The organism is Orenia marismortui DSM 5156 (genome assembly GCF_000379025.1).
Lineage (GTDB): Bacteria > Bacillota > Halanaerobiia > Halobacteroidales > Halobacteroidaceae > Orenia > Orenia marismortui.
In genome coordinates this window covers 97,976-111,795 of record NZ_KB900619.1, presented here as the reverse complement: position 1 = coordinate 111,795, position 13,820 = coordinate 97,976, and the positions used below count along the sequence as shown (strand labels likewise).

The 13,820-nt window shown below is 31.5% G+C and carries 14 protein-coding genes; all 14 read left to right on the top strand.

Annotation, left to right across the window (positions count from 1 at the left end; all coding sequences use genetic code 11):
• Positions 1 to 2 precede the first annotated feature (2 nt).
• A complete protein-coding gene (locus OREMA_RS0108835) occupies positions 3 to 650 on the top strand; it encodes a hypothetical protein (protein ID WP_018248910.1) in 648 nt (215 codons plus the stop codon).
• A 65-nt stretch (positions 651 to 715) separates the two neighbouring features.
• The gene (locus OREMA_RS0108830; RefSeq protein ID WP_018248909.1) at positions 716 to 1,552 is read left to right on the top strand and encodes a CheR family methyltransferase; all 837 of its coding nucleotides are present in this window, start codon (positions 716 to 718) and stop codon (positions 1,550 to 1,552) included.
• A 141-nt stretch (positions 1,553 to 1,693) separates the two neighbouring features.
• Positions 1,694 to 3,712 (top strand): methyl-accepting chemotaxis protein, encoded by a 2,019-nt coding sequence (locus OREMA_RS0108825; protein WP_018248908.1) that lies wholly within the window; start codon positions 1,694 to 1,696, stop codon positions 3,710 to 3,712.
• Positions 3,713 to 3,888: 176 nt separating this feature from the next.
• Positions 3,889 to 4,230, top strand: a complete 342-nt coding sequence (locus tag OREMA_RS0108820; protein ID WP_018248907.1) for a hypothetical protein — start codon at positions 3,889 to 3,891, stop codon at positions 4,228 to 4,230.
• 24 nt (positions 4,231 to 4,254) lie between these two features.
• Entirely contained in the window at positions 4,255 to 5,511 is a 1,257-nt protein-coding gene (locus tag OREMA_RS0108815; protein ID WP_018248906.1) for an HD-GYP domain-containing protein, read from the top strand.
• 56 nt (positions 5,512 to 5,567) lie between these two features.
• Positions 5,568 to 6,824, top strand: a complete 1,257-nt coding sequence (locus tag OREMA_RS0108810) for an HD-GYP domain-containing protein (RefSeq protein WP_018248905.1) — start codon at positions 5,568 to 5,570, stop codon at positions 6,822 to 6,824.
• A gap of 257 nt (positions 6,825 to 7,081) precedes the next feature.
• On the top strand, positions 7,082 to 7,342 hold the full coding sequence (locus tag OREMA_RS0108805; RefSeq protein WP_018248904.1) for a hypothetical protein: 261 nt from the start codon (positions 7,082 to 7,084) through the stop codon (positions 7,340 to 7,342).
• A 156-nt stretch (positions 7,343 to 7,498) separates the two neighbouring features.
• Entirely contained in the window at positions 7,499 to 9,145 is a 1,647-nt protein-coding gene (locus tag OREMA_RS0108800; protein WP_018248903.1) for a PP2C family protein-serine/threonine phosphatase, read from the top strand.
• Positions 9,129 to 10,373 carry an ATP-binding protein gene (locus OREMA_RS0108795; RefSeq protein WP_018248902.1) on the top strand — a complete coding sequence of 415 codons (1,245 nt, stop codon included), beginning with the start codon at positions 9,129 to 9,131 and terminating at the stop codon, positions 10,371 to 10,373. Before OREMA_RS0108800 ends, OREMA_RS0108795 begins: the two co-directional genes overlap by 17 nt.
• The gene (locus OREMA_RS0108790; RefSeq protein ID WP_018248901.1) at positions 10,366 to 12,357 is read left to right on the top strand and encodes a FapA family protein; all 1,992 of its coding nucleotides are present in this window, start codon (positions 10,366 to 10,368) and stop codon (positions 12,355 to 12,357) included. Before OREMA_RS0108795 ends, OREMA_RS0108790 begins: the two co-directional genes overlap by 8 nt.
• Before the next feature lie 20 nt (positions 12,358 to 12,377).
• Positions 12,378 to 12,722, top strand: a complete 345-nt coding sequence (locus OREMA_RS17515; protein WP_018248900.1) for an STAS domain-containing protein — start codon at positions 12,378 to 12,380, stop codon at positions 12,720 to 12,722.
• Between the two features lie 210 nt (positions 12,723 to 12,932).
• Entirely contained in the window at positions 12,933 to 13,286 is a 354-nt protein-coding gene (locus tag OREMA_RS0108780; protein ID WP_018248899.1) for an encapsulin-associated ferritin-like protein, read from the top strand.
• Between the two features lie 31 nt (positions 13,287 to 13,317).
• Positions 13,318 to 13,539, top strand: coding sequence for a hypothetical protein (locus tag OREMA_RS0108775; RefSeq protein ID WP_018248898.1), 222 nt, complete (start codon positions 13,318 to 13,320; stop codon positions 13,537 to 13,539).
• 17 nt (positions 13,540 to 13,556) lie between these two features.
• Positions 13,557 to 13,775, top strand: coding sequence for a hypothetical protein (locus OREMA_RS0108770; protein WP_018248897.1), 219 nt, complete (start codon positions 13,557 to 13,559; stop codon positions 13,773 to 13,775).
• Positions 13,776 to 13,820 lie beyond the last annotated feature (45 nt).

The window sequence follows — 13,820 nt, the reverse complement described above, 5'->3', positions numbered from 1 at the left end:
TAATGGTCTCTGAAATTAATGAACTAATCAAGTCTTTAAATAGTTGGAATAAGTTAACTGCTGATCCTAAGGTTAATGACTTTAAATCTTTATTAGAATCAATCTTGCTAAGTTTAGGAAGTATTAACGATTCTAATAATTATGGTGAAGATGAAATTCTAGAAGAAATTGAAGAGAGAATGTTATATTTAGTGGATGAGGAGTTTATTGATGAAGATTTATTGGTGATGGCAATAGTAAATTTTGTTAAAGAAAGGTTAGAAGATACCATAATGAAGCAGGGGGATATGATTGTCACAGATGAGAATCTATTATTTTCGAATAAAGTAGATTTGAATATGAAGCATAGATTATCTAATAGCTTAAATAAATTAAGAAATAATCACTTTTATGAAAAAGGAATGATGGAATTAGATCAATGGAAGACAATTGTTTCTACTGGTTTTACTAGAAGTAATAGAAATAGATGGAAGGAAGAAAGACTTGAGATCAATGCCAGTGAATTGGAAGAAGAGATAGGGGAGATTCCCCTGGAAATTTTAGAGATCTTAGCTGATATTCCAATTATAAAGTTAATGGATCTAATGCCTATTGACCAAATAAAGGATTTAAGCTATGAAGAAGCTTTAAAGGTTAAGAATGAATTATAGTTAGTACTAATCTTAATCTAGATTTATAAAATCACATAACCTGCTAATTAATAGGGGATGGTATCTTGCTAAAAGAATATTGTATTAGTGATAGAACCTTTAGAAAAATAAGCCAGTTAGTTTATAATTCTATTGGCATCAAGTTGAAGAAGAATAAGAAAGCAATGCTTAAATCTAGATTAATTGGCCGATTGATAGAGTTAGATTTAGAGAATTTTGATCAGTATTATAAATTTTTAATTAACTCGAAGGAAGAGTTTGATAACTTAATAAATTTTGTTACTACCAATGTCACAAGTTTTTTTAGAGAAGATCATCATTTTGATTATCTTATCTCTAAGGTTTTACCTGAGCTGGAAGCTAATAAAGATACAAAAAAAATCAGGTGCTGGAGTGCTGGATGTTCTAGTGGTGAAGAGGCCTATAGCATAGCTATAGTTTTGAGTGAATATTTTGATGGGCAAGATTGGGATTTTAAGATCTTGGCTACTGATATTAACAAAGAGGTGCTTTATAAGGCTTGTGAAGGTGTATACTCAAAGGAAGAACTAAAGGGTGTTTCTGAAGCAATAATTAATAAGTATTTCAAGTTAATTAAAAAGAATAATAAAGTTTATTTTAAAATCAGAAAGAACTTAAGAGAGAAGATAGTCTTTAAAAAAGTAAACCTAAAGCCAGGAAGTTACTATCCTATAAAATCTAAATTAGATTTTATATTTTGTAGAAATGTATTTATTTATTTTGACCACCATACTAGAAAGAAGATTAGTAATAAATTCTATAAGCTTTTAAGAGAAGGGGGTTATTTATTTCTGGGGAACTCTGATACTATGTTTGCTATAGATAGTTTTGATAAGAAGTGGAGGGTTGCTAATATAACTACTTATCAGAAACTAGACTAGTACTTTTTTGGTGAGGTTTAAGTTCTAATGCATGGTTTAATAAAATTTTAATTTTCTTAATATTCTGAATTAATTTTATATAAGAGGAATTTTAATTATTATATTCATAAAAAAATTATCAAATTAGGGGTGGTTAGTACTATGTTAGAATTTTTGAAAAGAAGAATAACCTTGCGTAATAAATTATTAGTCTTTATTTTGCTTCCAGCTGTAGTGGTTATATTCTGGACGATGGATAATAATACTAAAGTGATTAATAGGAATTTAGTAGAGATGATAGAGTCCAGTGGGATGGAGCAAGCAAAAAGTACTTCTAATCTAGTCGATAATTGGCTAGATACTCAAGAGAATGAATTGATTGTAATGTCTCAGATGTTGGATTTGGATAAGAATTGGAATCAAAATCAAGAAGAGATAGATAGTTTACTAAATCGATTAGGTAAGGTTGATAATGCTACCACAACTCAGCAAAAAGCAGGAGATAAAGCAAAAGATGCTATCTTATTAATAGATACTAAGGGGAGTGCTTGGAGCTTAGATAATGAAAAAACTTTGAACTTAAGTGATCGAAAGTATTTCAAAAATGCTAAAGAAGAGATGAATTTTGTAATTAGTGATCCAATTAAATCAAGGCTAGATGGTCAGAGTATAATTGTGATGATTACTCCATTAACTGACCAAGATAATAGGCTAATAGGATTTTTGGGACAGGCTATTCCTTTAGAAAAATTGGCAGCAGAGATAAGAGGTTTAAAGGTTGGTGAAACTGGCTACGGTTACTTAGTAGATCAGAGAGGGAATATTTTTGCCCATCCAAGTTCTAATGGAGTAAATATCTTAGATAATGATCGTAATAGTCAAGGATTATTAGAGATAGGTAGAAGAATGATTGCTGGTGAAGAAGGATTTGGCAGATATACTTTTAAGGGTGAAGAGAAGTATGTATTTTATCATCCGATTAAGAGAGTAGGTTGGTCTTTGGCTTTGACGGTTCCTAGATCTGAGATGCTTAGTATTTCAGATAGGCTCGTAGCTGAATCTAGTAAAGGATATTTCATGTTGATTATAATTATATTTGTAGTGGTATTTCTAGTAACCACCTTTGTATCAAGGACAATTAATAGAATAAGTCGAGTACTATCCAAGGTTGCCAAAGGTGATATGACAGAGAAAGTAAAGAGCAGAGGTATGGATGAGATTGGAAGAATGGCAGAAGATTTGAATGAAACGATTGATTCTTTAAGTACTTTGATCAATCGAATTAAGGAAGCAGCTATAATTATAGCTAACTCTTCTGATGAGATTGCAGAGGGTAATGATGAATTATCGCAGAGGACTCAAAATAATGCCTCCTCACTAGAAGAGATATCTGCCACTATAGAAGAGATTAGTGCATCAATGCAGCTGGTGGCTGATAATTCAGAAGAAGCAAATAAGTTATCTGAGGAGACTATGGAGGTCATTGATCAGGGAGCACAGGTTGTAGAAGAGACGATTGAGGCTATGGATGAGGTAAATCAATATAGTGAGAAGATCTCTGAGATTATAGTTACAGTTAATGAGATTGCCTCACAGACTAATTTATTGGCTTTGAATGCAGCAGTAGAGGCAGCAAGGGCTAATGAGAATGGTAAAGGCTTTGCAGTAGTAGCAGATGAGGTTAGGAATTTGGCAGAAAGAACAGGTAAATCAGCTAGTGAGATAGCTAAGCTAATAACTAATATAATTAAGAAGATAGAGGAAGGTAATCAACTGATAGGTGAGACTGGTGACACTTTAAATAAGATTATTGATAATAGCTCTAAAGTTCATAATTCTATTGTTAATATCTCTAACTCTGCTGGTGAACAGGCTGCAGCAATAGAGCAGACTCAAGATGCTTTGGAGGATATTAATCAAGGTACCCAAGATAATGCAGCAATGGTAGAGGAGATAGCTAGCTCCAGTGAAGAGTTGAATGATAAAGCTATGGAGATGACTAAGACCATTAGCAAATTTAAAGTTAATGATAAAGAGCAAAAGAATAAAGAGTTAATTGCTTTCTTAAAAGATAAGTTTGATTCTGAATCGAAATCAATGAGCAAGAAGGAGAAGCAGAAGTTTCTTAAGGAGCAAGATATTAATCTAGATGAAATTGATAATTTAGATATAGATTTTTAAATAAATCCTGGAGCATGGGAAAGTAAGGATTAATATATGGTATCGACATTCTTCCCCTTAGATAATAGAATTTACCTCCCGAATATCAGTATCATATATTATCTTGCTTTCCCACTTAATTAAATTAATAAGCTAGAGTTAAAGAAATAGAAGGGTTATGTTGAGGAGGTGTAGCAATGGAAAAGCTTAAAGCTAAAAAGAAATTTAAAAAAGTTAATTTTGAAATAATAGATAGTGGAGATCAGCCTGGCTATTTGGCTGTGAAGATATATAACTGTGTATTAGAGTCAGGAGATATTGAACTATTCCGTAGAGAGGGAGATGGAGATAATCGTCTGGTAGCAAATGATGTCAAGGAAAGTTGTGATCAAGGTACAGTAGCTTTATTTAATATTAAAGAGCTAGCAGCTGGAGGTTATCTAGATGATAAGACTGTAGAAGCTACGATTCGAGTAGGAGATTTTGAATTGGGTAAATTAAATATTGCCTTACCTAAGTCATTTTTAGATATGAGTTAATTTGATTGTCTGGAGGTTAGTAATATGAAGCAAAAGATAGATATTAATCTGTTCGAGATGGTAACGTCGATAGCAAATATAGTCAACATTTTAGATTATTCTGCTAATATTCATCAAGAACAAGTGGCTTATATATCTTTTAGGATAGCTAAGGGCTTTGAATTAAATTCTAAAGAGAGGGAAGAGTTAATTTTGGCAGCGATTATTCATGATATTGGGGCCTTTTCTTTTGAAGACAAGTTGGAAGTATTGGATTTTGATACAAGTGGAATGTTAAAGCATTCAGAGATAGGTGCTGCTTTATTAGCAGAATCTAAGTTCTTTTCTAGAATTTCAAAGATAATCAAATACCATCATCTTGATTGGAATCATGGCGAAAATACTAATCTGGCTGGAATAGAGCTTCCTTTAAGTAGTCAAATTCTACATTTAGCAGATAAAATATCTATTTTGATTGAGAGTGAAGAGAATATTTTGAATCAAGCAGATGAAATTATAAAGAAGATAAAGATTAATTCAGCTAAAAAGTTTAATCCACAGTTGGTTAAGGTATTCTTAGAATTAGCAGAAAGAGAAGAGTTTTGGTTAAGTAGTGTTACACCAGATTTAATAAAACGAGTTTTGGCTGAAGAGATTAAGCAGAATAGGATTAGCTTAGATATCGATGAGCTATTAGATTTAAGTAAGATATTCAGTAGAATTATTGACTTTAGAAGTCCTTTTACCTTAACTCATTCCCGAGGGGTTGCTATAGTAGCAGAAAAATTAGCGGAATTAATAGGTTGGTCAGATTATGAATGCAAAAAGATGAGAATTGCTGGTTATTTTCATGATTTAGGGAAATTAGCTGTTCCTACTGAAATCTTGGAGAAGCCTGGTAAGTTGTCTGAAGAAGAGTTTAATATTATAAGGAGTCATACCTTTTATACCTATTATGTATTAGACCCAATCGAATCATTAAGTGATATTAAAGAATGGGCAGCTTTTCATCATGAACGTTTAGATGGTAAGGGGTATCCATTTCGTCATGATAAGAAAGAGATGTCAGAAGGTAGCAGGATTATGGCTGTATCTGATGTCTTTACTGCTTTAAGTGAGGATCGACCTTATCGTAAGGGAATGGAGAAAGATAAGGTGCTGGAGATTATTAAGTCTATGGTTGAAGATAATAAGTTAGATGGTAGAATTGTTGCTATTTTAATAGATAATTATGAGCAAGTAAATCTCTTGCGCAAAGATGCACAAGAGAATGCTGTGAAAGAATATCAGGAATTATTTTAATCTTTATTTTATCAGATTTTCTTTACAAATAGAGTGATAATAGGAAGGTGAAAGTAATGGACAAGATCTTTGATATTCCCTTGTTTGATATGATTCTAAGTTTATCACATGTGATTAATATAATTGATAATACTTCAACTACTCATCAAGAACAAGTAGCATATATTAGTTATAGATTAGCTGAAGAGCTAAATTTTAGTGAAAAACAGAGGAAGAATATGGTCTTAGCTGCAGCTATTCATGATATTGGTGCTTTTTCATATAAGGATAGAGCCGAGATACTAGAGTTTGATATTAGAGAGAAGCCTAAGCATGCAGAAATAGGTTATCTACTGATTAAAGAATTTGCTCCCCTAGCTAATATTGCTCCTATTATCCGCTATCATCATTCGAAATGGAATTATGGTCACGGCCTATTTTATAGCGGAAATCCAGTACCTATTGAAAGTCATATTTTAAGTTTGGCTGATAGAATAGCAATCTTAATTGATGGAGAGTTTGATATCTTAAATCAGAGAACTAATATAATAGAGAAGATCAAAGAACATTCTGGGGTCAGATTTAATCCAACTTTTGTTGAAGCTTTTTTGAATCTAGCTAAAAGAGAAGAATTTTGGCTTAGGAGTGTTAGACCAAATATTATTAAGAGAATGTTAATGTCAGAGTTCAATACTATAAAGATCAGATTAAATTTGGATGGATTGCTTAATTTCAGCAAGCTATTTAGTAAGATAATAGATTTTAGAAGTAGCTTTACTGTTACCCATTCTAAAGGAGTGGCAGTTACTGCTCAAAAGATTGCTGAATTAATGGGATGGCTCGAAGATGATTATCGAAGAATGAAGATTGCAGGTTATTTTCATGATTTGGGTAAGTTAGCTATGCCTAAAGAAATTTTAGAAAAGCCAGCTAAGCTGACAGAAGAAGAGATGAATATTATCAGAACCCATACTTTTTATACTTATGAGATCCTAGATCCAATTAAGCCCTTAGAAGAGATTAAGGAATGGGCAGCATATCATCATGAACGTGTAGATGGTAGAGGGTATCCATTTCATCGGCAAGGAGATAGATTACCTACTGGCAGTAAGATTATGGGAGTTGCTGATGTCTTTTCAGCAATTACAGAAACTAGACCTTATCGCAGTGCTATGAGCCAAGATAGAGCTTTAGATGTATTAACCTCTATGGTAGAAAGTGGAGCATTAGATAGTGAGATTGTAACAGTAGTAAATGACAATTATAGAGAGCTTAATTTTATCAGGAATAAAGCTCAGGGTGAGGTTATAACAGAATATTCAAATACCCTTTAGTTGAGTCTGCTAGTTAGGGAATATTTGAATATTTTATTCGAGATTAGTTAAAAATTTTTAGATTATAACTTAAATGATAGATTTAGATTTTAATTTAGCTAGGATGACTATAAATTAAAATGCAGATAAGATAGTATTTTATCTATAGATTTGGGCTTATGGATAGCTTATGATATTCTGTTGTCTCTTGGATAGGCAGTAGCTTTTACGTTTAGAGTATCTTCTAACTATAAAATAATATCAAAGAGGTGGTTTAAGTGAAAAATAAAAGATATTTAATTAGTGAACTAAATGATAAAGAGATTTTGAAGTGTATCTATTTAGCTGGAACTCCTGTTTGTCTTTATGATATTGAGGAAAAGGGTTTTAATAAGATTGATCTATTAAAGGCCTTAGAGAGATCCAAGATATTAGGTTTATTAGATGGAGATGTTGATGGTGAGAAAAAGGTGTTTTGGCTAAGCAATAAAGGGAGAGACTTAATTGAAGAAAATATGAATCAAGAGGTATTTTGTTAGAACTTGAAGATATTAATTAAAGGATAGTTATCCAAAAGCCCATATAATCATTGAAGAAAACTTTGGAATTATCATCAATGAAATCTAGTATAGATAATTTCAAAGTAGATTATTGCTTTTAGAGATTTATGATCTTATGTAGCTGGAGGTGAAGATTTGTTTGATCTAGAGAGATTCAATCCTCTAAATAATAATCATTTTTGTGAGTTTTGCCAATATGCTCTTATTATTATAGATGCTGATTCTAAGGAGATAGTTAAGGTAAATCAAGTTGCATTAAAATTATTTGAATATGAAGATGATAAAGGCTTAGTAGGGCATAATCTTAAGTCTTTGGGAATTAGACAGATTTATGAGGCTAGTAAAGAGATTAATAATCAGAAGAATACTAAAAGATATAAATTTATAAGTGATTATACTTTAGCTGATGGTGATGTTTTATATTTAGAGGTCAATTTACAGCAAGTCAGTAGCAGTAATAATAGCTATATTATCTATAGAATTAGTGAGATAAGTGAACAATGCCAGTATTGTTATCAAAAGATGCAGCAGAAGTATTTTGAAGATCAATACCAATCTATCCATGAAGTCAATAAACTATCTACTATTTTTGCAAGTATGAGAGACTTAGAAGACTTTGATAAGTTTTCTGAGCAGCTATTAAAGACATTATTACTCAGAATTGATTCTACCCATGGTTTTATATTTTTGAATAATATTTTCGATGATAATAGTTATATAAAGAAGGAGTTCAATTATAAATTAGAGGGTAAAAGTTTTAGATTAATTAAAAGATTAATCAAGAGTCAAGGTTATTTTAATAGAGAAGAGTTAGACGAAATTTTAGACAAAGAATTTTCAGAGACTCCTTTTAATTTTTTTGTAGAGGTTTTAAGAGCTGAAGGAAAAATCTTAGGAATCATAGTAGTGATGGATATGAAAAAAGATTATAGTAAATTTGTTAAAGAAGTAATACAGGCTTTTTCTATTTATTTAAAGGGTGGGATAACTAAGATAAAGATTTTAAAAGAAGAAATAGAAAAGAATAAATTAGATAAAGAGATTGAGATAGCTTCTAAGATTCAGAATTCTTTTATTCCTAAACAGACTCCCCAACTTGAGGACTTAGAATTGGCAATTTATTACAATCCCGCTAAAGAGGTGGGAGGAGACTATTTTGCTTTTAAGCAAACTAACGATAAGTTAAATCTATTCATCTCTGATGTAATGGGCAAGGGGATTCCAGCAGCAATAATAGTTGCAACAGTTCATAGTGCTTTAAATATTTTAAGTAGATTAGATAAGAGTCCATCTGAAGTTTTAAAGAATATTAATAATAATCTCTACCATGATTTGAAGAATAGTCCTACTTTTGTTTCTGCATTTTATGGCTCCTTTGATTTTGTTGATAAGAGTTTTATCTATAGTAATGCTGCTCATAACCAACCTATATTATGGTCTAAGAAGGAGAAGAAGATAATTAATCTGGCTGAACGTGGAATTTTATGTGGTGTAAAAGAAGACTATAGTTATGCTAAGCATAGATTAAAATTAAACCATGGCGATATATTATTGATTTATACCGATGGTTTAATTGATATTCAGAATAAGCTAGGAGAGAGATTTACATTAAATAGATTAAATCAGATATTGATAGAAAACAATCAACTATCTGCTGAAGATATAAAAGAAAAGTTAGTAGAAGAGATTTATAGTTTTTCAGAAGGCATTCCTTTCCCAGATGATATTAGTCTAATCATCTGTAAATTTTTAGGGGGGGAGAGTAATGAAAAATACAGATAGTGATAAGAGAATAAATTGCAAAGATATAATTAGTGGAAAATTTTTAGCTAAGCGTCCTCAGCAGAGATTTAAGGTTCAATTAGAGCATCTGGATAATGGAGAGTTATTTTCTGGGGTCTTAGAATTACTAAGCCCCATAGGGATAGTTTTAAAGAGTGATGTCCCTAGAGGTAAATATAAGATTAAACTGATTAATGATTTAGAAGTGATTGTAAAAACAGTTAATTTAGAGGGGATAGCACCTTATCAATCCTTTGATATTACAAAAGTGATTAGAGAAGAAGAAGAGAGAGGTAGATTAAGTAAAGAGGACTTTGAATTACTAACTTATTCTTCTAAAGAAATAATAAATAAACTAACCGAGTCATTACCTCAAGATAGTCAGGAATTGATTAGAGAGCAGTTAAAAGCAGAGATTGAGAAGTCAGAACTATTGGATGAGTTAGAGATAGCAGATGTCTTTAAATATGATAGGGGTAAGATCAAGAATTTAACTGGTTATGGTTCAATAACTTTGGGAGAATCTTATCTAAGTAACTTCATTAAAAAATCGTTAAAAGATGGGCATTATAGTAGAGAAATGACTGTAGATGAAACAGGAGAAAGAATTTATGATTTACATGCTGTACCAATGGATTATAAGTCTGCTGGTATGATTGCAATTGATGTTACAGATATAATTAATACGGAAAGAAGAAATAAAGCTAGGGAGTTAGAGATCTATCGTGATGTGATAGAAGCAGCCACTAATGGGAAATTTAAATTAATCTTTAAAGAAGATGAACTTAGTAAGCTTTTAGAGAAAGGGAGCAGATTATTTAGTGCTGATATTAAGAAAGCTGAAGATATAAAGATTATTAGAGATATCTTTAAGGCTGAGATTGAAGAGTTTAACTTTGGAAATAAAGAAGAACTTCATTTGACTTTAGCTCTTTCTGAAGCTATGACAAATGGATTAAAGCATGGTGGAGCAGCTAAGCTTTTAGTCAATCAATATCAGAATAAATTAAGGATTATAGTTAGTGATCAAGGCACGGGAATCGATTTTAAAGAGTTGCCAAAGGCGACTTTAATGAAGAATTATTCTGGATCTGAGAATTTTTCTTTGGGACAAGGCTTTTCAGTGATGTTTATGGCAAGTGATTGCTTATTTTTGAAGACAGATAAGAGGGGGACAATAGTGATTTTAGAAAAGGGAGTAAAAGAAGGAGGTGTAGGTAATGAGTAAATCTGTTTCAGTGATTTTTAGGGGGGAAAGTATTAGTCAAGTTATAGAGCAGGGCTTAGAAATGTTAGAGTGCAGTAGAGAAGAGGTAGATATAGAGGTTTTGGAAGAAGGACGAGAAGGGTTTTTGGGTTTTGGGAAAAGGGAGGCCAAAGTAAAACTTACTGTTAACAATAGAAAAGAGAATAAAGAAGATGGCTTAGATAAGAAAGAGACTATTAAAGATCAAAATGAAGATAAAAATTCAGTTGAGTTGAAAAATAATATCCTCTCTTTAACTCAGGAGGTTGAGAAAAGATATCCCGTTATCAAAGCAGGCGAGGGGATCAAATTATATCTTAATCAAGAAGAAGTTGATGACTGGATTATCTTATCTGAGGATAAAGAAGTAAAGGTAGAAGCTGTTGATAGAGAAGCAGTTTCAGAGGTTAAAATTAGAGTAAGTGAGGATGAATTTTCGGCGTATATAACAGTGATTCAAGAAAATGGCTGCCATTTTGAACCTAAATTAATTCCATCTTCTTCACAAGAGTATATAGTTGTAGCAGAAAAGATTGAAGAGATTGAAGCTAAAAAAGTAGAACTAGATGATATCTATGATCAATTATCAGAATTAAAGATTAGTTATGGTTTAAAACATACAAAGATACAGCAAGCTTTAGCAGAAACTAATGAAGAGTTTTTAATTGCTGATGGTAAAGAGCCTGTAAAAAGTAAGGATAGTGTGATTAGATATATTTTTAATGAAGAGAAAATTACTGAAGATGATGACAAAGATAAGATTGATTATTTTACTATGAATCAAGTTACTTCTGTCCAACAGGGAGAATTGATAGCTAAAAAAGAGCCTGCTGTTGTAGGAGAGAGTGGATATAATATCTTCGGTGAAGAGATAGAGGTTGAAGCACCCAAAGATATAGAGTGGTCAATAGATGAAGAGAGTGTGGAGCTAGTAGATAATAAAGCAGTAGCTTTGAAATCTGGTAGACCAACTATTAATAAAGGCAAACTTAGTGTAATTGAAGTTTTAGATATTTTGGGTGATGTAGATATGTCAGTGGGAAATATTAATTTTAATGGTGATGTAATTATATCTAGAGATGTCTGTGATAATTTTCGAGTTAAGGCTACAGGAAAGATTATAGTTAAGCGTAATGTTAATAGCGCTTATTTAGAGGCTGAACAGGGTGTGAAAATTAAAGGAAATGTAGTTGGTAGTGAAATTATTGTAGGCAAGCTATCAGTCTATTACAAAGAGGCTTATGATCACTTAAGAAAGCTTGCAGAAAGGCTTGAAAGTTTGAATTTGGCCTTAAAGGAGTTAATGTCTAACCAAGCCTTTAAGACTGAAGATATTAAACTTAAAGGTTATAAAGAAGTTATTCAACTATTAATTAGTAGTAAGTTTAGTGATATTTATAAGATATTAAAAAGCCTTGATGATTTAAATCAAGATATAGAGATTGATGAAGTATTTGAAGAGATGAAACTATTAATTGTTAAGTTAAAGGAGAAATTTAATTTGACAGGTATCTGTTATATTAATACTTTGGCAGAGCTGAAAGATTTAAAAGAATTAATTACTTTAGTATGTAATATTTTAGACTCAATAAAAAAGTCTAATCCCCAAATTATAGTTAGTTATATTCAAAATTCAAAGTTAACTGCTAGCGGAGATATTTTAGTTACAGGGGAAGGGGTTTACAATTCTCAGCTAACCTCTAACGCGAGGGTTGAGATAAGTGGACAGCCTGGCTTCTTTAGAGGGGGCAAGATTAAAGCTGATGAAGATGTGAAAGTAAAAGAGCTAGGTAGTTCATCAGGTAGTCAAGTTGAAGTAATTGTTCCAGAAGATAAGAAGGTGATAGCAGATAAATTATTTATAAATACATCAATAAAGATAGGGAATAGAAGGTATAAATTCCAAAAAAATTGGGATAAAATTTCAGCTCATCTTGATAAATCAGCTAAGATCTCTTTATTTTGATTTGATAGGAGGTAGTTAAAATGAAAATTAATGTAGAGCAGAGAAAAGATATAGCTATTATAGATATGCAGGGTGAATTGGATATGTCTACAGTAGATACTTTAGTAGCTAAAACTAAAGAAACAAATAAAAATTATGATAAGATTATCTTTAATTTTGCAGGTGTAGAATTTGTTGATTCTACAGGAATAGGAAATTTAATTAAGCTCTTTCAAGATAATAAAAATGCTAGTTATCTAATTAGCAATTTAAACTCTGATGTAGAAGAGATCTTTTATATTCTAAATTTAAAAGAGTTATTAGGTGACGATGTCTTTGTTAAGACACTAGAGGAAGCAATAAATTTATTAGAAGAGAGGATTTAGAGAGTTGATTATTACTTTTATTAGTTAGCAAATAACTTTATGGGGGTGATAAGTGATAATTATAGTCATTCAACTTTAGAACGAGATTTAAATTTGTGGTTATAGAATGATAATTCGATAGTTTTGGAGTTAGGCGTTAGGAGCTAGGACATAGAAAGGTCTTACTAACCCCTATAACCTATCACCTAAAAAACAAGGGGGCTATTAATTATGGCAAGTGAAGGATATCATGAGACAAATCTACCAGAAGAGGTAAAAGAATTTCATAGAATGATTCAAAGTGTAATTGAAGAGATGGAAGCAGTAGATTGGTATAACCAAAGGGCAGCAGCTACTAGTGATCCTCAATTAAAAGCAATAGTAGAGCATAATCGTGATGAGGAGATAGAGCATGCATGTATGGGGTTAGAGTGGCTAAGGAGAAATTATACTAAATGGGATGAGTACTTACGTGAATTTTTATTTACAAAAGGTGATATTACTGCTATAGAAGATGAGGGACATGATCATAGTCAGAGTGAAGGTAGTTTAGATAATTCTTTAGGTATCAAGGGGCTAAAATAATCGATATTTACTCTTAATGGGAGTGATAAATATGAAAGAAGAGACTATCTGTTTTCTAAATTCTAAGATGGCATCATGCATTAGAAAGATGAGATATACAGAAGCAAAGTTGGTTAATGAGTCTATTAAAGAACAGAGTAATTTGGAATTAATCCAAGACTTTCAACAAGAGCTAGAAGAATATATTAAAGAGTTAAATCTATTAACTAGAGAAAGGGCCTATCAATTTAAGGAAATTAATAGAATAAATTAAAAATTGAGGTGATCTTAATGACCCTTGTAAATTCTTCTTTACTGCCATTTAATAATCAAGGCTGGGATCTTATTGATCAAAAAGCAATAAATAGACCAGAAATAAAAGTGAATGGGAGTAATCTTGTTGATTTAGGCTCATCTGGAAGAGACTTTGTTGATATTAATAGCTATGTTAGAGCTTCGTCAGTAGCTAAAGGATTTCTTTCAGTTATTTATACTTATGATCCAGTCTGATTCAAGCTATATTCATTGATAGTTCGATATATGGTTGAAATTAAT

Bases quoted from the DNA above. Each gene is read 5' to 3' on its own strand.
- OREMA_RS0108835 (WP_018248910.1), top strand. From the start codon at position 3: ATGGTCTCTGAAATTAATGAACTAATCAAGTCTTTAAATAGTTGGAAT.
- OREMA_RS0108825 (WP_018248908.1), top strand. From the start codon at position 1,694: ATGTTAGAATTTTTGAAAAGAAGAATAACCTTGCGTAATAAATTATTA.
- OREMA_RS0108820 (WP_018248907.1), top strand. From the start codon at position 3,889: ATGGAAAAGCTTAAAGCTAAAAAGAAATTTAAAAAAGTTAATTTTGAA.
- OREMA_RS0108815 (WP_018248906.1), top strand. From the start codon at position 4,255: ATGAAGCAAAAGATAGATATTAATCTGTTCGAGATGGTAACGTCGATA.
- OREMA_RS0108810 (WP_018248905.1), top strand. From the start codon at position 5,568: ATGGACAAGATCTTTGATATTCCCTTGTTTGATATGATTCTAAGTTTA.
- OREMA_RS0108795 (WP_018248902.1), top strand. From the start codon at position 9,129: ATGAAAAATACAGATAGTGATAAGAGAATAAATTGCAAAGATATAATT.
- OREMA_RS0108790 (WP_018248901.1), top strand. From the start codon at position 10,366: ATGAGTAAATCTGTTTCAGTGATTTTTAGGGGGGAAAGTATTAGTCAA.
- OREMA_RS17515 (WP_018248900.1), top strand. From the start codon at position 12,378: ATGAAAATTAATGTAGAGCAGAGAAAAGATATAGCTATTATAGATATG.
- OREMA_RS0108780 (WP_018248899.1), top strand. From the start codon at position 12,933: ATGGCAAGTGAAGGATATCATGAGACAAATCTACCAGAAGAGGTAAAA.
- OREMA_RS0108775 (WP_018248898.1), top strand. From the start codon at position 13,318: ATGAAAGAAGAGACTATCTGTTTTCTAAATTCTAAGATGGCATCATGC.
- OREMA_RS0108770 (WP_018248897.1), top strand. From the start codon at position 13,557: ATGACCCTTGTAAATTCTTCTTTACTGCCATTTAATAATCAAGGCTGG.